At 59.3% G+C, this 19,851-nt stretch carries 17 protein-coding genes; 12 read left to right on the top strand and 5 right to left on the bottom strand.

Annotated elements, in window-relative coordinates; translation table 11 throughout:
- Positions 1–35 precede the first annotated feature (35 nt).
- The 3 genes from NW812_RS10115 to NW812_RS10105 all read left to right on the top strand — a co-directional run bounded on the left by NW812_RS10115 (position 36) and on the right by NW812_RS10105 (position 3,659).
- Positions 36–1,193: a 5-(carboxyamino)imidazole ribonucleotide synthase gene (locus NW812_RS10115; protein ID WP_414396473.1), complete on the top strand. Its 1,158-nt coding sequence runs from the start codon at positions 36–38 to the stop codon at positions 1,191–1,193.
- A 149-nt stretch (positions 1,194–1,342) separates the two neighbouring features.
- On the top strand, positions 1,343–1,840 hold the full coding sequence (gene rimI / locus NW812_RS10110) for a ribosomal protein S18-alanine N-acetyltransferase (RefSeq protein WP_414396614.1): 498 nt from the start codon (positions 1,343–1,345) through the stop codon (positions 1,838–1,840).
- 232 nt (positions 1,841–2,072) lie between these two features.
- The gene (locus tag NW812_RS10105) at positions 2,073–3,659 is read left to right on the top strand and encodes a mechanosensitive ion channel (protein ID WP_414396471.1); all 1,587 of its coding nucleotides are present in this window, start codon (positions 2,073–2,075) and stop codon (positions 3,657–3,659) included.
- Between the two features lie 79 nt (positions 3,660–3,738).
- Here NW812_RS10105 and cydB read toward each other — a convergent pair whose 3' ends face one another.
- Both cydB and NW812_RS10095 read right to left on the bottom strand, forming a co-directional pair.
- Entirely contained in the window at positions 3,739–4,788 is a 1,050-nt protein-coding gene (gene cydB, locus NW812_RS10100; RefSeq protein ID WP_414396468.1) for a cytochrome d ubiquinol oxidase subunit II, read from the bottom strand.
- Between the two features lie 80 nt (positions 4,789–4,868).
- Positions 4,869–6,302 carry a cytochrome ubiquinol oxidase subunit I gene (locus NW812_RS10095; RefSeq protein ID WP_414396465.1) on the bottom strand — a complete coding sequence of 478 codons (1,434 nt, stop codon included), beginning with the start codon at positions 6,300–6,302 and terminating at the stop codon, positions 4,869–4,871.
- Between the two features lie 324 nt (positions 6,303–6,626).
- Here NW812_RS10095 and mfd point away from each other — a divergent pair, with 324 nt between their 5' ends.
- Genes mfd through NW812_RS10080 form a run of 3 tightly spaced genes read left to right on the top strand, consistent with a single transcriptional unit; the run spans position 6,627 to position 11,828 of the window.
- Positions 6,627–10,103, top strand: coding sequence for a transcription-repair coupling factor (gene mfd / locus NW812_RS10090; protein ID WP_414396462.1), 3,477 nt, complete (start codon positions 6,627–6,629; stop codon positions 10,101–10,103).
- A gap of 10 nt (positions 10,104–10,113) precedes the next feature.
- Positions 10,114–11,049: an ABC transporter ATP-binding protein gene (locus NW812_RS10085; RefSeq protein WP_414396460.1), complete on the top strand. Its 936-nt coding sequence runs from the start codon at positions 10,114–10,116 to the stop codon at positions 11,047–11,049.
- Positions 11,046–11,828, top strand: a complete 783-nt coding sequence (locus NW812_RS10080; RefSeq protein ID WP_414396457.1) for an ABC transporter permease — start codon at positions 11,046–11,048, stop codon at positions 11,826–11,828. The genes NW812_RS10085 and NW812_RS10080 overlap by 4 nt, the downstream gene beginning before the upstream one ends.
- Positions 11,829–11,835: 7 nt before the next feature.
- On the opposite strand, the gene NW812_RS10075 is transcribed toward NW812_RS10080, so the two are convergent.
- Positions 11,836–12,363, bottom strand: a complete 528-nt coding sequence (locus NW812_RS10075; protein ID WP_414396456.1) for a TM2 domain-containing protein — start codon at positions 12,361–12,363, stop codon at positions 11,836–11,838.
- Positions 12,364–12,577: 214 nt separating this feature from the next.
- On the opposite strand from NW812_RS10075, the gene NW812_RS10070 reads away from it, so the two are divergent.
- Positions 12,578–12,862, top strand: coding sequence for a hypothetical protein (locus tag NW812_RS10070; protein WP_414396454.1), 285 nt, complete (start codon positions 12,578–12,580; stop codon positions 12,860–12,862).
- Between the two features lie 13 nt (positions 12,863–12,875).
- On the opposite strand, the gene NW812_RS10065 is transcribed toward NW812_RS10070, so the two are convergent.
- Positions 12,876–13,376: a MarR family winged helix-turn-helix transcriptional regulator gene (locus NW812_RS10065; protein WP_414396453.1), complete on the bottom strand. Its 501-nt coding sequence runs from the start codon at positions 13,374–13,376 to the stop codon at positions 12,876–12,878.
- A 347-nt stretch (positions 13,377–13,723) separates the two neighbouring features.
- On the opposite strand from NW812_RS10065, the gene hisD reads away from it, so the two are divergent.
- The 5 genes from hisD to NW812_RS10040 all read left to right on the top strand — a co-directional run bounded on the left by hisD (position 13,724) and on the right by NW812_RS10040 (position 18,597).
- On the top strand, positions 13,724–15,037 hold the full coding sequence (gene hisD, locus NW812_RS10060; RefSeq protein WP_414396451.1) for a histidinol dehydrogenase: 1,314 nt from the start codon (positions 13,724–13,726) through the stop codon (positions 15,035–15,037).
- A gap of 28 nt (positions 15,038–15,065) precedes the next feature.
- Entirely contained in the window at positions 15,066–15,851 is a 786-nt protein-coding gene (locus NW812_RS10055) for a hypothetical protein (RefSeq protein ID WP_414396449.1), read from the top strand.
- 17 nt (positions 15,852–15,868) lie between these two features.
- A complete protein-coding gene (locus NW812_RS10050) occupies positions 15,869–16,174 on the top strand; it encodes a hypothetical protein (protein WP_414396446.1) in 306 nt (101 codons plus the stop codon).
- A 4-nt stretch (positions 16,175–16,178) separates the two neighbouring features.
- On the top strand, positions 16,179–17,312 hold the full coding sequence (locus NW812_RS10045; protein ID WP_414396444.1) for a tetratricopeptide repeat protein: 1,134 nt from the start codon (positions 16,179–16,181) through the stop codon (positions 17,310–17,312).
- Between the two features lie 478 nt (positions 17,313–17,790).
- A complete protein-coding gene (locus NW812_RS10040) occupies positions 17,791–18,597 on the top strand; it encodes an RNA polymerase sigma factor SigF (protein ID WP_414396441.1) in 807 nt (268 codons plus the stop codon).
- 195 nt (positions 18,598–18,792) lie between these two features.
- On the opposite strand, the gene NW812_RS10035 is transcribed toward NW812_RS10040, so the two are convergent.
- Complete coding sequence (locus NW812_RS10035; protein WP_414396439.1) at positions 18,793–19,575, bottom strand: hypothetical protein; 783 nt, start codon at positions 19,573–19,575, stop codon at positions 18,793–18,795.
- Between the last annotated feature and the right edge of the window lie 276 nt (positions 19,576–19,851).

The raw sequence follows: 19,851 nt of genomic DNA, 5'->3' as shown, positions 1-19,851 counted from the left end.
GTAGACTAGACGGTGCTTCTCCTCTCAGTATAGAAGTGAAGTCCCAAACCCAGATACAGCCCGTAGGGGTAATCGGCGGGGGGCAGTTGGCGCAGATGTTGGCTTTGGCGGCCCGCTCCCTGGGGATTCCGCTGATGGTGCAGGCGGCTGCCCCCACCGATCCGGCAGTGGCGGTGGCCGATGGGGTAGTTTGGGGCGCTGTAACCGACACCCAGGCTACAGCCCAGCTATTGCAGCGCTGCCCGGTGGTAACTTTTGAAAACGAGTTCATCCTGCTGCCGGAGCTAAAAAGGCTGGATCCGGAAGAATCCCGCTTTTGCCCTCGCCTTAGCACCCTGGAGCCGTTGCTAGACAAGTTGCGCCAGCGGCAGTTTCTGGCAGAGCTGGGGTTGCCGGTGCCGTCTTTTTGGCCGGCAGAGACGGCAGATCTATCTAGCCTGAGCTTTCCCTTGGTGCTCAAGCGGCGGCGGCAGGGCTACGACGGAAAGGGCACCCGCATCTTGCCCGACCGCGCGGCTTGGCAACAGACCCTTGCCGAGTACAGCGGGATCCCGCTGCTTGTGGAAGAGTGGATCCCCTTTGAGCGGGAGCTGGCAGTGATGGTGGCGCGGGGGCTGACGGGGGAGATCCGGGTCTACCCCGTAGTGGAGACTGTTCAGGTTAACCAAATCTGTCGCCACGTCCTCGTGCCCGCCCGCATCCCCCCAACGGTCGAGGCCGAGATCCGGGACTTGGCAGTTAAGGTGATGGAAAAGCTAGAAGCGGTTGGGGTGTTCGGCATCGAGTTGTTCTGGGTGCCGCCGCCTCATCCCAAGGCTGGGATCTGGATCAACGAGATCTCGCCGCGGGTTCACAACTCCGGCCACTACACCCTGGAAGCCTGCTACACCTCGCAGTTTGAGCAACATCTGCGGGCCATCCTTGGCCTTCCCTTGGGGGATCCCTCCCTCAAGTGTGGGGGGGCGGTGATGGTCAACCTCTTGGGCTACGAGCACTCCACCAGCGACTATGCCGAGAAGCGGCAGCGCCTGGCGGAGATCCCCAATGCCACCGTGCATTGGTACCACAAGACCCCCGCCCGCCCGGGGCGCAAGCTGGGCCATGTTACCGTCTGTCTGCCCACTGCCCCTTCGCCGCAGCAGGCAGCGGCCCTTGTCCACACCCTCGAATCCCTCTGGTATCCGCAGTCATGAGCCAAGCGCCCACCCTTTCTCCAGCCCTCCAAGCCCTGAGGCGGCCATGCAGCGGTAGCCCAGTATCTTGACCCCCAGGAGCGCTCCGCGGTGTTGAGAGGGATCGACTGCAAGATCCAGCTCTTTGGGCAGTTGTGGCTGGCTGAGTTCTGCAAAGGGCGAGACTAAGCTCCATGGGCTACCGGCTGCAGGTGCTTGACATTGCCGCCCTGCCCCAGTTGCTAGAGCTGGATCGCCGCTGTTATGGCGGGCACTGGGGAGAACAGGGCTACCGGGCCGAGCTGGAACGACCCACCAGCCTGGTGATTGGGGCTGTGGCAGAACCTGCAGGCGCTTGCGGATCCCTGCTTTCCTCGCCAGGGACGCTGGTGGGCTTTGGCATCCTCTGGCGCATCGAAGAAGAGGCCCACATCATCTCGTTGGCGGTGGATCCTGCCCATCGGCGGCGTGGTTTGGGTCGAAGGATCCTGGAGGAGCTGTTGAGCCAAGCCAGGGCAGCAGGCTGTCGCTGGGCCACGTTGGAGGTGAGGGCTTCTAACCAGGCCGCCATCCGCCTCTATGAATCGGCAGGGTTTCAATTGCTGGGACGCCGCAAGGGCTATTACAACGGAGAGGATGGGCTGGTGTATTGGAAAAAACCAATTTAAGTGAGGAGAAGCAAAGGGTTCTAAAGCAAAAGTTTTCCTCTATACACCTGAACCTTGAACTTTTGCCCTGGAGCTTTGGTTAACCATCGGCATCCTGGGAATGGATGTAAAGCTTTGTTGCAAGACTCAGCGTTTCTGCTTGACGCTTGAGGCTTTCTCCCAGGCCAGCTTGCCCAAAGAAGGGCTTCAGGCTAACCTACTCTTTTGAACATCTCATGCTGTGAGGGTAATCATGGAAACCCCTGCAAACGACCTTCGCAATGAAGCCGTCTCTTTTGTTGTCAACCTTCGGGCTAGAGTCATTGATTTCGTGCCCAACCTACTGGCGGCGCTTGTCATTCTAGTTCTGGGTTGGATCGTGGCCACGGCGGTGGCTTTCGGCGTTCGGGGGCTGCTCAAACGGACGCAGCTTGGTAACCGCTTGGCCACCTGGATTATGGGCCAAAGGCCCGGCGAGAGGCCGCCGCAAACTGAGCGCTGGGTGGCTGCTGCTGTTTACTGGATTATCCTGGCTTTTGTGGTGGTAGCGGTGCTGAATGCTCTCCAGCTTCAGGCTGTCTCCGATCCGCTCAACAAGTTTTTGGGAGAGATTTTCGCCTATCTGCCGCGGCTGGGCGGGGCGCTGGTGCTGCTAGGGGTGGGCTGGGCGGTGGCCACCGTTGCCCGGCTGGCAGTTATCCAAGGGCTGCGGCGCTTTAACTTGGATGAGCGGCTGGCTCAACCCCTCCAACCGGAGGCGGCTGCGGAAGGAACTGCTGCCAAGCCGGAGGGAGGCGCTGAGGTCGCCCCCTTTCTCTTGAATGAAGCTCTGGGCGACGCCCTCTACTGGTTGATCTTCTTGTTCTTTCTACCGCTTATCCTGGACACGCTGAACCTGCGGGGGCCGCTGCAGCCAGTGCAAAACCTGCTGGATCAAATCCTGTCGATGGTACCCCGCATTTTGGGAGCGCTCATCATCGGTGTGGTGGGCTGGTTTCTAGCTCGCATCGTGCGTGGGATCGTTTCCAATTTGTTGGTGGCAGCGGGAGCTAACCGCTTGGGGGCACGCTTTGGCATTCCCCAGCTGGCCCAAACGGTGGGCACAGTGGCCTACGTCTTGGTGTTGATCCCGGCAGTGATTGCCGCCCTCAAGGCCCTGGAAATCCGGGCCATCTCCGATCCAGCGGTGGCGATGCTGGAGCAGGTGTTGCGGGCCATCCCCCGGATTGCAGGATCTGCTCTCATCCTGGCCGTGTTCTACTGGCTGGGGCAGTTTTTGGCTGGCTTGGTGACCCAGTTGCTGCAGGCAATCGGTTTCGACCGCTTGGCTGCCGGCCTTGGTTTGCCCTCGGCCCCTGCTCCTGAAGCTCCCGCCGCCGAAGGGGATCCCTCAACCTTGGTGAAGCGGCGCACTCCCTCTGAGATTGCTGGCTTGGTGGTCTGGGTGGGCGTGGTCTTGCTCGGGGCAGTGCCAGCCGTGGAGCTGCTGCAGTTTGCTGCTTTGACCGACATCGTGGAGGGGCTGTTGGTCATTTCCGGGCGGGTGCTCATCGGCGCTTTGGTGTTTGGGATCGGTCTTTACCTGGCGAATTGGGCCCATTCCATGGTTAAGAGTCTCGGCAACCCCTCCTCAGGAGTGCTGGCGCAGGCGGCGCGGGTGGCCATTTTGGTTCTGGTTGGCGCCATGGCCTTGCAGCAGATGGGCGTAGCCACCGATATTGTGGTGCTGGCCTTTGGCCTGGTGCTGGGCGCCATTGCCGTGGCTGTGGCTTTGGCTTTTGGCTTGGGAAGTCGCGACGTGGCTGCCGAGCAGATCCGGCAGTGGCTCAAGCGGGAGTGAGAGCCTCGCTGGGTGAGCCTCTAATAAAATTGCCCCGCCTGGCATATGGGCGGGGTTATTCCTTCGACTCTGGGCCAACCTAAACTGGCTCTGGAACTTTGGCCTCTTCTGCCGCTGTTTCTTGCACTACAATCTTGCCCCGGAACACCACGTAGTTGTAGATGTTGTAGGACAAGATCACCGGGATCAAAAAGCCAATAAAGGTGAGCATAAACACCAGCGAACTGGGAGAGGCTGCCGCCTCGTAGATGGTGACGCTGGGAGGAATGATGTTGGGGAAAATCATGAACCCCAAGCCGATAAAAGAAAGGGCAAAAATGAGGAAGGTGTAAACCAAAGGGCTATTTTCTTCTCGGCGGCGCAAGCTGCGCAGCAACAGAGCCACCAACAAAAGCCCCAAAAGGGGGATTGCAGCAAAGATATAGAAAAGAGGCGGCGAGAAAAGCTGGGAGCGCGCCTGCTCCGACATAATGGGGGTGCTGATGGTAATAAACACTGCCCCCAGCAAAGTTGTCCACGTGGCGATGGTGGCTGTCCTGTAATAGGTTTTCTGGATTTCCCCCGTGGTTTTCACAATCAAGTAAGCAGAGCCGATCAAAACATACCCCTGGATCAGGGTAAGAGCCACCAACACCGTGCGCCAGGTCAGCCAGTCCCAGGGGCTGCCGGCAAAGTGGCCGGCTTCGTCCACCCGGATCCCTTCGAAGACGCTGCCCAAGGCAAACCCCTGGCCCAAGGCTGCCAAAAAGCTGCCCACCCCGAAGGCGAGGTTCCAGACCAGCTTGTTGTTGGCGTTCTCCCGAAACTCGAAAGAGACAGCCCGCAAGATCAGGCCCACCACCATGATCACCAGCGGAATGTAGAGGGCATTGAGAATGGTGGCATAGGCGAGGGGAAAGGCTCCAAATAGGGATCCCCCCATGAGTACCAGCCACGTCTCGTTGGCATCCCAAACATTGCCCAAGCTGGTCATGAGAATGCTGCGGCGCGTCTCGCTGGAAGCCGTCAGGGAAAGGATGCCAACCCCCAAGTCAAATCCATCGAGCAGAACATAGAGAAAGAGGAATAGACCGAGGATAAAAAACCAGACTTGAGGCAGAAACTGCTGCAAAGGCTCGAAAGATTCCATGGTCCTTCCCTCCGCTTTAGGTATTCCTAGCCAGGCCAGTTCGAGACAGTTCCAACTGCGATGTCGCCTGGGCACTGGCACTACCGAGCTTCCGCCGGACGGCGATCCGGCTCGTGGCGAGCAGGCTCGATCACGATCACCGGCTGGGTTGCTGGAACGGGGGCAGCCAGCTCCAGGTTAGGCCCTTTGCGGATGATGCGGCTGCCGAAGTAAAGAGCGGCCACGAAAAACACGGTGTACAAAGCAGTTAGGCCGACTAGAGAAAACAGCACCTCTCCGGGGGGCAGCGGGGAAGCCGCTTCTACGGTGCGCAGTTGCCCGTACACAATCCAGGGCTGCCGGCCAACACAGCGGACAATCCAACCAGCCTCGACGGCAATGTAGCCCAACGGGCCCGCGAAGACCCAAGCCCACATCAGCCACTTTTGCTGAGGAAGGGCCTCTGCCGACAGTTTGCCCCTCAACCACTGGATCACGGTAGCCCCCACGAGCCCGGCCATAAAGAAGCCAATGGCCACCATCGTCCTAAAGGAGTAGTAGATGAGGCCAATCATGTGAGGACGATTTTGGGGATCCCAAGCTTTCAGGCCCTGCACCGGTCGATCCAGCCTGGGCTTGAACTCGAGCAGGTAGCCCAGCGCGCCGGGGATCTTCACCTCCCACTCGTTGCGCTCCTCACGCTCATTGGGCAAGGCAAACAGGCTCCAATCCGCCCTCTCGCCGGCGGGGAGCGTCTCCCACTGGGCCTCCATAGCCGCCAGCTTGGCCGGTTGATAGCGATACACTTGCTCCGCGCTCAAGTGGCCAATAAACACCTGCAGAGGGGCCACCACTAGCGCCATCACTAGGGCCACTTTGAAGGAGCGGGAAAAAAACTCACTGTGCCGCCGGTTGAGAATGTACCAGGCGCTGATGCCACCGATGACAAACAAAGAGGTTTCCAAAGTGGCAAAAAACATGTGCAGAAAGCTATTGACCATGAAGGGATTGAAAATGGCCTGCAGGTAGTCACGTACCACGAACTTCCCATCGACAAATATCCCCCCTGCCGGCGTCTGCAGCCAGGAGTTGGCCGTCAGGATCCAAAAGGTGGAGAGGTTGGAGCCGAAGGCCACTAAGATTGTCGAGATCCAGTGAATTACTGGCGGCACCCGCTCCCAGCCAAACAGCATGATCCCCAGGAAGCTGGCCTCCAGCATAAAGGCCATCGTGCCCTCAAATCCTAGGATGGTTCCAAAGAAGTCACCTACCGCCTCAGAAAAAGGGGCCCAGTTCATGCCAAACTGAAAGGCCATCGGCAAGCCTGAGGCCACGCCAAGGCCAAAGTTTAACACATAGATCTTTGACCAGAAGCGAGCGTGGCGATAGTAATCTAGATTGCGAGTTTTCAGCCAAAGTCCCTCAATTACAACAAGATAGATGGACATTCCTGTTGTTAAAACCGGCCATAGCATATGAAACATGGCCGTGAGGGCAAACTGTAGTCGAGAAAGGGTGACGGTGTCTAGAAACATAATTGTCCCTAAGCTTGGAGGGTTGTAATGAGTACAGCTTTACAACTTTAGGAGATCTATTTTCCGCTGCTCCTAGGGTTACATCTTGGGCAAGACAACGCGCAGGCTGTTCAAGTCTAAAGGTTAACTTTAGAATCCTGGGAGTGCCAGCTTTTTCCTGTAACATGGGATACAAAAAATCTCAGCCCTGGAGCATCGGCCTGGCAGCCTCAAGGCTGGTAGCCAACTAACTTTCCCACTCCGGAAAGGGCTTGTTGAGGTTTCCAGCGGCTACAAATGCCAGAATTGGGATCCCGGCTTGAGTTTGCAGTCTGGGGTGGAAAGATGTCGTTTATCCCACTGGTGCACTTTCTTGCCCAATCGGGCTTGGTGCAAGAGTTGGCCGTCCGGCTGAGATCCCAGCGACGGGCTGCTTTGCAGGGAGGGGGGCGGATTGCCAAGGGGTTGATCGCCTCGGCTTTGGCCCAGCAGGAAGGAAGATCCCTATTGGTGGTTACCGCCACGCTGGAAGAGGCGGGCCGCTGGACAGCCCAACTGGAGGGCATGGGCTGGGAGAGCGTGCAGCTTTATCCCACCTCCGAGGCTTCCCCCTATGAGCCGTTTGACCTGGAGCCAGAGTTGGTGTGGGGACAATTCCAGGTGCTGGCCGACTGTCTCCAGGGCAGAAAGGGCATGGCCATTGTGGCCACGGAGCGGGCCTTACAACCCCACCTTCCCCCACCAGAGGTGTTTCAGTCCTTCTGCCTCAAGCTGGAGCCCGGGGCGGAGCTGTCGCCGCAGCAGTTGGGGCAGCAGTTGAGTCGTCTGGGCTATCAGCGGGTAAGCCTGGTGGAAAGCGAGGGACAGTGGAGCCAGAGGGGCGATATTCTCGATATTTTCCCGGTGGCCTGCGAATGGCCGGTGCGCCTGGAGTGGTTTGGCAATGAACTGGAGCGGCTGCGGGAGTTTGACCCGGTGAGCCAGCGCTCTCAAGACGGGATCCCCCATGTCTGGCTAACTCCCACTGGCTACGGGCCTATCCTCTGGCCGGCTCTACAGGAAAAAGCCGATCAGCTTTCCCAGGGTCTTCGGCAGCAGTTGGAGCAGTCGTCCCCTCCCCCAGAGGGCTTGCGCCGCTTTCTGGGCCTACTTTACGATCCGCCGGCCAGCCTGCTGAGCTATTTGGATCCCAATACCTTGATCCTGATCGACGAGCCAGAGCAGTGCCAGGCCCACAGCCGGCAGTGGCTAGACCACGCCCAGGAGCAGTGGCAGTTGGCCCAAGCTGCTGAGCCGGCTCTAGTGCCCTTCCACCGTCCCTTTGATCTTGCGGCTCCCGACTGGGATCCCTTCCCCCGCCTGTTGGCCCGGGCTTTTGCCCCTGCCGGCGAGGCTGAAGCGGCCCTTGACCTCAAAAGCCGGCCTGTCCCTGCCGCTCCCCACCAGTTTGGATCCCTGGCCAAAACCCTGCGCGAGTACCGCAAGCAGCAGTTGCGGGTGTGGATCCTCTCCGCCCAGCCCTCCCGCACGGTGGCCTTGCTGCAAGAACACGACTGCCCGGCCCAGTACGTGCCCAACCCCAAAGATTTTCCAGCCATTGAACGCCAGCTCCAGTCCTACACGCCGGTGGCCCTGAAGTACTCCGGCTTGGCTGAGCTGGAGGGGTTCCTGCTGCCCACGCTGGGGTGGGTAGTGCTCACCGACCGGGAGTTTTTCGGCCAGCACAGCCTCGCCACTCCCACCTATGTGCGCAAGCGCCGCCAGGCCAGCTCCCGCCAGGTGGATCCCAACCTGCTCAAGCCGGGGGATTTTGTCGTTCACAGGGCCCATGGCATTGGCCAGTTCCTGCGCTTGGAAAGCCTCACCATCGGCGGCGAAACCCGGGAGTACCTCGTTATTCAATACAGCGACGGCCTGCTGCGGGTAGCTGCCGACCAAGTCAACTCCCTCTCGCGCTACCGGGCTAGCAGCGATGGGCCACCTGCCCTGCACAAAATGTCCGGCAGCACCTGGGAAAAGACCAAACAAAAAGTCAAAAAGAGTCTGAAAAAAGTGGCCTTTGATCTCCTGCAGCTCTACGCCAAACGGGCTGAACAGGAGGGCTACGCCTTTCCCCCGGATTCCCCTTGGCAGCAGGAGTTTGAGGAGTCTTTTCCCTACCCCCTGACGCCGGACCAAATTCGCGCTGTCCAGGAGATCAAGCGGGATATGGAGTCCCCTCGCCCCATGGATAGACTGCTGTGTGGCGATGTGGGCTTTGGCAAAACGGAGGTGGCCATCCGCGCCATCTTTAAGGCCGTAACCGCCGGCAAGCAGGTAGCTCTTCTAGCGCCAACCACTATTCTCACCCAGCAGCACTACCACACTCTCAAAGAGCGCTTTGCCCCCTACCCCATTCAAGTGGGGTTGCTCAACCGCTTCCGCACTCCCGAGGAGAAAAAAGAGATCCTGGCCCGGCTTAAAAGCGGCGAGCTGGACGTAATTGTAGGCACCCACCAACTTTTGGGCAAAGACGTGCAATTTCGCGATTTGGGCCTCTTGGTGATTGACGAGGAGCATCGCTTTGGCGTCAACCAAAAAGAGAAGATTAAGCTCCTCAAAACCCAGGTGGATGTGCTCACCCTTACGGCTACCCCTATTCCCCGCACGCTGTATATGGCCTTGTCAGGGTTGAGGGAAATGAGCTTGATCCAAACTCCGCCTCCGTCGCGGCGCCCGATTAAAACTCACCTTTCTCCCTACAACCCTGAGGTCATTCGCACAGCCATCCGCCAGGAGTTAGATCGCGGCGGGCAAGTCTTTTACGTCGTCAACCGCATTGAAAGGATCGAAGAAACCACTGCCAAATTGCGGGAATGGGTGCCCGGCGCTCGCATTGCCATTGCTCATGGGCAGATGCCGGAAGGGGAGCTGGAAGCGACCATGCTGGCTTTTAACAATGGCGAAATCGATATCCTGGTCTGCACCACCATTATTGAATCCGGCTTGGACATTCCTCGTGTCAACACCATTTTGATCGAAAATGCCCAGGAGTTTGGGTTGGCCCAGCTCTACCAATTGCGAGGGCGGGTGGGCCGGGCTGGGATCCAAGCCCATGCTTGGCTGTTCTACCGAGAGGATGGGATCCTCACCGAGGAGGCCCGCAAACGCCTACAGGCCATTCAAGAATTTACCCAACTGGGCTCTGGCTACCAGTTGGCCCTGCGGGATATGGAAATTCGCGGCATTGGCAATTTGCTGGGAACGGAGCAATCGGGACAAGTCAATGCGGTGGGCCTTGATCTCTATCTAGAAATGCTGCAGGAGGTCATCCAAGAAATTCGCGGCCAGAAGATCCCGCAGGTGGAGGACACCCAGATCGACCTCAACGTTACGGCTATGATTCCCCAGAGCTATATCCCTGACGAAGAGCAAAAAATGCAGGCTTATCGCCAAGTGGCGGCTGCTGGATCGCGCCTGGAGCTTTCCCAAATAGCGCAGGAATGGCAAGACCGCTTTGGCCCCCTGCCCAAGCCTGCCCAGGAACTGCTGCGGGTGATGGAGCTGAAGATTTTGGCCCGCGCCCTGGGCTTTTCCCGCATCAGGCCCGCCAAAGAGCATGTTATTTTGGAAACCCCCATGGAGGAGCCGGCTTGGAACCGTCTCAAGGAAGCCCTGCCAGCTCATGTGCAGTCTCGCTTTGTTTACCAGCCGGGCAAGGTTACGGTGCGTGGGCTGGGAATGCTGGCGCCAGCACAGCAACTGGAAAACCTTTTGCAGTGGCTAGACAAGATGAGCCTGGCCTTGACCCAGACGGAAGCCGGGCTCCCAACGCCTCCCTAGAGCCTGTCTCATGAAGGTTCTCGAAGTGCACCACCTCCAGAAGACCTACCGGCAGGGAGGCAAGCAGGTGCAGGCGGTGGTGGATGTCTCCCTAACGCTAGCAGCAGGGGAGATCCTGGCTTTTCTGGGGCCCAACGGGGCAGGCAAGACCACCACCATCAAGATCATCGCCGGTCTGATCCGGCCTGATGCCGGCAGCGTGCGCATCCTAGGGCGGGATCCCCACACTGAGCCTGGAGCGCTGGCCCAGGTGGGGGCGGTGCTGGAAGGCAACCGCAACCTCTACTGGCGGCTGACCCCCTTGCAAAACTTGGAGTACTTTGGCGTGCTGCGGGGGCTGTCCCCTAAAACTGCTCGGCAACGGGGGCTAGAGCTGTTGGAGACCTTGGGCCTGGGGGAGAAAGGGGAGGTTGCTGTGCAAACCCTTTCCCGCGGCATGCAGCAGAAGGTGGCCATTGCCGTTGCCCTCCTGCACCAGCCGGCTCTGCTGTTGTTGGATGAGCCCACCTTGGGGTTGGACGTGGAGGCAGCGCAAGCGGTGAAATCCCTCATCCGCCAAATTGCTGCTTCGGGTCGGGCCATTCTCCTCACCACCCACCAACTGGACGTAGCTGAGGCGCTCTCGAACCAAGTGGCTGTAATCGAGCGAGGAACGATTCTCGTCCAGGCCCCCACGCAGGAGTTGATCCGGCAGTTTGCCAGCGCAGCCGGTACTTATCGGATTGAGTTGGAACAGGAGCTGGATCCCAGCCGGGCGGAACGCCTAGCCCAGCAAGGGGTGGAGATTCTCAGCTCTCATCAGTTGCGGTTTAGGGGCTTCTCGGAGGCTTTGTATCAAGTGCTAGAGATCCTCAAGCCCTTGCCCCTGCTCAGCGTCAAGCGAGAGGAAGCCGATCTCACCCACATTTTTCTCAAGCTGCTGAAAAGGGAAAAGAAGCAGGGATGAGGCCACTGCTGTACCTGTTTTGGGCGGAGCTAAAGCGCACCTGGATCCAGTACATCCGCTATCCGGCGGAGGCCCTGGGCGGGATCCTCATCACCACCTTTTTCTTCTATGCCCTTTTTGCCGGCGCTCAGTATGTGGCAGGGCCAGCCTCCCAGTTTGGCGAACGGCTGGATGCGGTGGTGATTGGCTATGTGCTCTGGACGCTGGTCATTTTTGTGGTGAACGACATGGCTCTCAACCTGCAGGTGGAAGCCCAAACGGGGACGCTAGAGCAGGTGTTGCTCTCGCCGTTTTCCGCAGCCACGCTTTTTTTGGCCCGGGCTTGTGCCAGCTTGGTGTTGCGCCTTGCCACCGTCGTCGTCATTTTGGGGATCATTTTGTTGCTCACGGGCAGCCGGCTGCGCTTTCCCCCCAGCTTGGTGCTGCCGCTTTTGAGCGTGGTGCTGGGGGCCTATGGCTTCTCGTTTTTACTGGGATCCGCCGCCTTAATCTGGAAGCGCATTCAACAACTGCTGATCCTGAGCCAGTTTGGCCTCCTCTTTCTCCTGGCTACCCCCACGGAGGAGTGGTCGGGATCCCTGAAGTGGCTGGGACAGATGCTGCCCATGACGGCAGGGGCCGGCCTGCTGCGAGACGTAATGGTACGGGATGCAGGTCTGGATCCCCTGCGGCTGCTTGTAGCTCTGGCCAGCGGCATTTTCTACTTTAGCCTGGGGTTGCTAGCCTTTCGCCGGGCGATGCGGCTGGCCAAACAGCGCGGCATCCTGGGATCCCAGTAGGGCGTGGTCAAAGGGAGCGGGGTTCGCCAGGGGAGCGCAACAGGTGAGGGAAGTGGTACTCCACTGCGCCGGTGGCTAGGTTGTTCTCGGGGGAGGCGATGCCCCGTCGGCTCAGCTCTCGCAGCGCCTTTTCAATCTCGTCAAAGTCAGCAGGCAGTTCGATGGCAATCTCCGAGAGGGTGAGGATCCCCTGGCGACGCTGGGCTAGCCGTAGGATTTCCCGCATCAAAGCCTGACCCTTGAGGGGCTGCGGGGGTGCTGAGACAGTTTTTGCCGGAGACGAGGAAGGTCGGGATCCCTGCAGGACGGCTAGCTTAAGGTTGTAGTTGTCCACCATGCCCGGGATCAAAAACAGGTCAATCAACTGGCCAATTCCCAACAGGCCAAAGGTGAAAAGCCAGAGAATGCCTGTGCCCATCTTGCCCAGGTAAAGGCGATGGACACCACAGATGCCGAAGATGCCCAATGCCCAGAGAAGATAGGCGGTGCCGACAGATTTGGACTCAGCGGGGGGCAGCAGGTAGCGAGAACTCATGAGGATTGACACAGGGTAGCTTTGAGCAGGTACTCCCAGTTTAAAGGGGCAGAAGAGAGCTAGCAAAGCCGACCCTTAGGAGCCGTCGGGAGCTCCTCTCTAGGCTGCTGCCTGAGGAAGGTAGCCTCAGGGGGGATCAATTCCCTCACCCCAAAAAACTCCGTCCCCTTAACACAAGCAGCAGGTACACCCACACAAAGATATAAGGAGTGTAATGCTTGCAATGCTTGAGCCCATCTTGATTGGGTTGAGTGCTGCGCTCTGGGGTCTCCTCTGGGGCTACGCCACGCTGCTAGTTGTGCTGGTGAACTTCAAAGAGCAGGGATCCGTTTACGCCTACCCCATGCAGGCGGTGCTGGATCGCTTCGTGGAGTCCCTGGGGTTGAGTTGGCTCAAGGAGCTGCATGCTATGCAACTGCAGCCGCTGCGCCGGATTAGCTACACCCTCTTTGCCGCCGTTACTCTAGGTGTCGTCTTTGTGCTCTGGGTTTTAGGGTAGGCAGAAGGCCTTCTCAACAACTCTCGGTCTGCCCCTGAGGGAGATTGAAAATAGACTGCAGCTTTTTTAGGCAGGCCTGGATCTGGGCTATCTCTTCCGGATCCAACTTCTGAAAGCGCTCCCTTAGGTAAGCCACGTGGGCTGGGAAGACTTGCGCAAACAGTTTTTCCCCCGCTTCGGTGAGCACAATCCTGAAGCAGCGGCGGTTTTCCGGCGGCACCTCGCGGCGCACCAGCCCCTTTTGTTCCAGGCGATCCACGATCCCGGTCAGCGTCCCTTTGGTAACTAGCGTTTTCTCAGCCAGGACGTTCATCGTCAGGCCAGGGGTGTTGCCGAGGGTTACCAAGACCTCAAATTGGGGAGGAGTTAGCCCCGTCTGGCGGATGTGAGCGGCGGCGTAGTTCTCAAAAGCTTGGTAGGCCCGCGCCAGATCCCACAGCAGCCCCAAGAAGGGCTCCTGGGCCACCGAAGGCTGGAGGGCTTGCTCTTCGGGAAGCTGAGTAGATGTGGGCATGGTTAGCAATCGCTGCAGGCGACTGACTTGTCCACAACTGTTTTAGCTTTGCCATAGCTCACTGTGATATAGTCCTAACACAAATTAATACTCCCTGGAACAGTTCCCAGCTTTGGAGGTTCTGGCTGCTAATGGGAGATGCCTCATTTCTCTGAATAGGGCTGGAGCAGGAGCGGGGTTCTTTGGAGCGGAAGATCCAGGCTAAGCTATGACCATAGCCCCTGTGGAGCGCCCTAGGCGCAGACGGGATCCCTCTCTGGGAGCCCGGGAGGCCAGGGCAGGAAAAGCCCCCTCTGCCGCCGGCTCTCTCGCTCTCTGCCTACGGTACGCCAGGCAAAGGAGTTGCCATGCTGAGAATTGTTACCCAGCTAGCCGAGGCCGAAGCCGAGCTCAGACGGATCTCGGAGCGCACCCAGGCAGACCAAAACCTGCATCGCGAGGCAACTGTGCGGGAGATCCTGCAGACAGTACGCCGCCAAGGGGATCGGGCCCTGCTGGCCTACACGGCAGAGTTTGACCAGGTGGAGCTGAGCGTTGCCGACCTAAGGGTCTCGGGGGCGGAGCTGGAGGCGGCCTACCAGGCGGTATCGCCGCAACTGCTCTCGGCCCTGCGCCTAGCCAAACAGCGCATCGAAGCCTTCCACCGGCAGCGGGTGCCCAGCAGTTGGGTAAGCTTTCCTGGCCCCGAGATTGTTTTGGGCAAGCAGTACCGCCCGGTGGATCGCGCTGGCCTCTACATTCCGGGGGGTCGCGCCGCCTATCCCAGTACGGTGTTGATGAACGCCATTCCTGCCAAGGTGGCAGGGGTGCCGGAAATTGTCATGGTGACCCCGCCGGGATCGGACGGCTCGGGCGGCAAGGGAATTAACCCAGCCATTCTGGTCGCTGCCCAAGAAGTGGGCATCCACACCATCTATCGCGTCGGCGGGGCCCAGGCTATCGCAGCGCTGGCCTACGGAACCGAGACCATCCCCAAGGTGGACGTGATCACCGGCCCCGGCAACATCTACGTAACCCTGGCCAAAAAGCTGGTGTATGGCACGGTAGGCATCGACTCCCTGGCCGGGCCCTCGGAGGTGTTGATCATTGCCGATGAGAGCGCCAACCCCCTCTACGTTGCCGCCGATCTCCTGGCCCAGGCCGAGCATGATCCCCTAGCGGCGGCTATCCTGCTCACTCCCGACCTCCGGCTGGCCCAACAGGTGCAGCAGGCGGTGGTCAGGCAGCTCGAGGAGCATCCCCATCGCCTCCTGGTGGAAAAGGCAGTGGCCAACTACGGGCTGATTGGGGTGGTGCCCGATCTGGCCACGGCGGTCAACTTGTCCAACCAGTTTGCGCCGGAGCACCTGGAGCTTCAGGTGGCGGATCCCTGGGCCCTGTTGGACGCAATTCGCCATGCGGGGGCCATCTTCTTGGGACATTTCACCCCAGAGGCGGTGGGGGATTACCTAGCTGGGCCCAGCCACACCTTGCCCACGGCAGGGGCAGCTCGCTACGCCTCGGCGCTGGGGGTAGAAACCTTCCTGAAACACTCCAGCCTAATCCAGTACGGCTCAGCAGCCCTGCAAGAGGTGGCCGGCGCCATTCAAGCCCTGGCGCAAGCTGAGGGGTTACCCGCCCACAGCCGGTCGATCCAGGTGCGGCTGTCAGCGAAGTCCTAGCCAGCAGCTAAGGCGGAGGGTTGGGCAAATGGGGGGCCGGCTCAGGGGAAACTGGCTGGGGCAACTGGGGAGGGCCCTGGCGGCGGTTTGGATCGGCTGGGCAGGGGGGAGCGCTGTCATAGCGACGGCTGCCCCAGAAAGCTTCTCCCCCTCGCCTTTACCCATCCCGTGGGAGTGGGTGTACGACTTGCAGGAAAAGGCACAGGAGCGGCAGTGTACGCTGGTGGGCCTGCTGCGCAGCCAGCCTCTCGTGGCTCCGGATTCCCACTGGCAGGTGTACACGCGGCTAAATTGGGTTGTCACCCCCTCCGGAGGCCAGCTGACCAGCCTGTTGTTTGCCGAAAACACCCGTAGCCGCTCTCTGCAGGTTCTCTACCAAACCTCGGTAGCTGGGGGTACTCCTGAGGATCCGCTGGATTTTGCTGTGCTCCTGCCCATGGCTTGGCAGGAGAAGACTTTGCTAGTGAAGGAGTCCTCGGGCTGGCTCCAGACAGACTTAAGCTGGGATCGGGCGGTGATCTGGCCTTTGCCGGCAGACTCAACCGAGATCCCGCCAGTGCAAATCTGGGATCCGCCACCGGCCTTGGCCTATGCGGAGCTGCTAGGCTGGGATCCCGAGGCAAGAGGACGGGTGCTGTTTGCCGTCGCTGACAGCCTTGGAGAAATGCCCCGCTTGGTTAGTGTAGGTTCAGACGGCCAGGTGTTGCTGCGAGCACCTGCTGTTCCTCTTCCCCAAACCGCCTCTTCTCTGGAGGGGTGGCAGCCGGTGATGGCGGAACCCCTGTGTCATCAAAGCCGTTTTGGGGTGAAGTAGACCGTGGGAGCAACACTATGCCTAGACCCATCGTGCGGCGTGGTTGGCCGCGGGAGGCCTTTGTGGGAGATATCATCGTCTGTACCCTGGAGGGATCTCATCTGGATCAGGTAACCGAGATCCGGGTCAGCCCGGCGGGCAAGGGGATCCGGGTTAGCTTTGGGGATCCCTTGGGGCGCTCCCAAGAGCCGGTGCAAGCTAGTGCCGAGGCGCTGACGGTTACCTTTGAGATCGATCCCAGCACCTACCCCGGCGAAAAGCGCATTGAGCTGATCTCGCCAGCAGGGCCCAGCGATCCCCTGCCCTTTCTGGTGATGATGTAGGGTCATGCCGTTTGCAACCGCCTCAACTGACCTGGGCGCGCTGGTACTGGGGGTGGGTCTGCTGCTCCTAGTGGGAGGCTGGGCCTGGGGGCTGCGGCGGCAGCGGCGGGCTGCTCCTCCAGAAGCTGTTTTGCCGGCAACGGCGGTTGACCTCTCTGCCCTTACGGCGGAACAGGCAGCCCAACTGCAGCCCTTCGAGCAGGCAGTGGCAGACCGGCCACGGGATCCCATTGCCTGGTACAACCGCGCCACCGCCCTCGACCAACTGGGGCAGGCGCAAGCCGCCCTGGCCAGCTACGACCGCGCCCTAGAGCTGAAGCCGGGCTTTCCCGAAGCTTGGAACAACCGAGGTTCTCTTCTGGACGATCTTGGCCGTCATCAGGAAGCGCTGGCCAGCTACGAGCGGGCTTTGCACCTAAAGCCGGATTTTTTTGAGGCCCGCTTTAACCAGGCCAACACGCTGCGGCAACTGGGCCGTTACCAAGAGGCGCTGCGCGCCTACGAGCAGGCTCTCACCCTCCGCCCCGACAGCGCGGAAGCGTGGCATCTGCGCGGGCTGACCTTGGCCTCTCTAGAGCGATGGCAGGAAGCAGTGAACAGCTACGACAAGGCCCTGGACCTCAACCCCAAGGATCCCCGGGTTTGGCAAAGTCGCGGGCTGGCTCTGGTGCACCTGGAGCGCCACGCCGAGGCTCTGGCCAGCTACGAGCAAGCCCTGCAACTGGGATTGGAGTCGGCCTCTCTCTGGGCCGGCCACGCCTTTGCCCATCACCGCCTGGGCAACTGCATGGAAGCTCTCAACAGCTACGACCGCGCTCTAGCCCAGGATCCCCAGCGCTCCCAGCTCTGGCTGCAGCGCGGCTTGGTGCTGATGGACTTGAACCTCTACAGGCTCGCCCTCCAGAGCTTCGACCGGGCCGTGGAGCTGGATCCTGACAATGCAGAGGCCCACTATGCTAAAGCCTGCTGCTGCGCCTGGGAAGGCCAAGTGCCCCAGGCCCTCCAAGCCCTAGAGCAAGCTCTGCGGCTGCAGCCGGAACGCTACCACCCGCTGCTTGTCTCTGAACCCTATTTCGATCCCATTCGCGGTGAACCGAGTTTTGCAGCCTTCCTGAGAGCGCACCCCTGTCGCGAATGAGGACTAGAGGAAAGCCCAACGCCCCTGACGCGAACAGCTCCACCGTCTGCTTCCTGAGTTCCAGAGTACCCCAGAGGACACACCGGCAATAGCAATCCGACCTTCCACCGAAGACGGAGGGTTTCCGGGAGAGGGGTGTTGACTGCCGCGGAAAAGCTGGTCAAACTGAGGGCACTTCAGTATCCTAGCAAATCTCAAAATTGTGTTCCTGCTAACACCTGGTAGCATTCTTATGGCTACAACTTAACTCGACCTGCTTGTAGATCGCAGTTGAGCCCAACGGCAGAAAATCGGTATCGCTTTGCACCCCCTGCTTTTGAGCTGCTTGGCCGCCGATCCAGCCTTGAGGGGCTCTAGCTCAATTGGTCAAAGAAAAGCAGCTTCTATGGTAATGGCTCCGCAACAGACTCCTCTCGAGGATCCTGACTTCCCAAGACCACCGACGAGCCCAGCCTCTCCCTCTTCGGCCAAATCCAGCATGGGCAGTTCTGGATCCCCGACTGGGCGCGCGCCTAGGGCATCTAGACCTGGAGATGTTAAAACCCAAACCTTCGAGCTGTTGCGGCTGTACCAGCAAACTCGGGATCCGGCCCTGCGCAATCGACTGGTGGAGCTAAACCTAGGATTGGTGCGCAAAGAGGCCCACTACTGGCGGAACCAATGCAAGGAGGGATACGACGACCTAGTACAAGTCGGCTGCCTAGGCCTAATTCAGGCCATCGAGCGCTTCGACGTCAGCCGCGGCCTGGCCTTCAGCTCCTTTGCCATGCCCTACATTCGCGGAGAAATTCAGCACTACCTGCGAGACAAAAGCCCGGCAGTGCGGCTCCCTCGCCGCTGGACCACCCTGCAGCGGCAGGCCAAGAAGGTAATTGCGCGCCTGAGACAAGAGTTGGGCCGTCCTCCCTCTGAGGCGGAGGTGAGGGAAGCCCTCAACCTAACAGAGCAGGAATGGCGAGAGCTGCAGCTGGCCCAACAAAACAGCCTTTTGCTCAGCCTAGATGCTCCCGTACAGGTTGAAGAAGACAGCGTTGCTCTAGGGGATACCATTCCCGATCAGCGCTACCGCAGTTTTCAACTGGCCGAAGAAGATCGCATCCGTCTGCAAAATGCCTTGGCCAAGCTGGAGGAGCGCACCCGACAGATTTTGGAATTTGTTTTCTTCTACGACCTCACCCAAAAAGAAACAGCAGAGCGGCTGGGGATCAGTGCCGTTACCGTTTCCCGACAGGTCAAAAAGGGCCTGGAGCGCTTGGCTAAGCTGCTGAGTCAGGACATTTTTTAGGGCGTTGCCGAGAAGGAAGATCCCTGGGCTTCGCGACAGTCTCCAGCGCTTTTCCAGGCAGATCTGAACCCTCTCCCAAAGTGGAGATCAAGGCGACAAAGAGCCTCACAACAACTTTCCCGTAGTCCAAGGCTTTGGTTACTTCAATATCAGTGCAGTATCCTGGTCGAAATAGCTGTAACTTGTGTCTTCGCTTTAATCTTTTTTGTCTCGAGCTTTGTCTGAAGCTTGATCTTTGTCTTGGAAACAATTTGCTCCCCGGTTCTGCAGTTGGCTTAGTTGGGAGCGCACCTGCAAGGCAATTTGCAAAGCAGCATCCAAAAGCTGCGACTGTTCGCTGGCCTGTTCTCTTAGCTGGAGCGCAGTCAGAGCTGCCAGCTCGTCGCCGAAGAACTCCCTTTGCTGCTCAATAAAGTCTTTGTTCTGCCGCAAGATCCGTTCAGTTTTCAAGGCGCGGATTAGGTCGCTGCGAGTCAGCTTCAGAGTCTCGATGATCTGATCCCGCTGGGGCAGCTTGGCCTCAGGATTGCCCGCCTCTACCAATTCATCGTTGATGTGAATGGCTTGAATGAGCCGATTGTAGCGATCTACTTCTTCTAGCAAGTTCAGCAAGAGCGGCATGCGGCGGCTGCGGAAAATCCAATAGGCTTGGCCCAAAGCGGCAATGGCTGCCAGGATTCCCCATTCCACCAGCCAACTTTCCCAACTGCTGCGCAGGCCAGGGATCAAAATTCGCCCCACCAAGGTCAGCAGGGATCCCCCTGACCAAAAGGTCAAGAAACGGCAGAACAAATCCAGCACCAACAGCAGGCCCAGCAGATTCCAAAAGGCGGAGAACTGGCGCAGCCAGTCTTTCCAGCGACGGATAGGCCGAGGTCGGTACAGCCAGGCTATGGGTACCCCAGAAAGGTTTTCCACCAGAAAAGGGGAAATGACCAGCTCTTGTAAATCCCGCCGCATGGCTATGGACTCTGCCAAGGGCTAAGTTTTCCACCCAATTCTACTGCCGGCATCTTAACCTGCTGAGATCCCTTCTCAGGGGTAAAAGCTGGCCAAAGAGGAGACAAGCAGGGTGAGTAGCCAACTACGCCAACTGAAGGCACCTCTGGTTGAAGCGGAAAACTTTGCGGTCAAGTCGCGATTTTTGTGGGTTTCTCTTCCGCGGCCCAAAGCGGGCCCATGTCCAGGTAACGCCGGAAAGCCCAGTCCTCCGTGGCCCTCAGCATCACCACCGTGGCCAGATTCACCAGGCTC

Source organism: Synechococcus sp. O70.2 (genome assembly GCF_047462135.1).
GTDB lineage: Bacteria > Cyanobacteriota > Cyanobacteriia > Thermostichales > Thermostichaceae > Thermostichus.
This window is presented reverse-complemented; position numbering and strand designations above follow the sequence as displayed.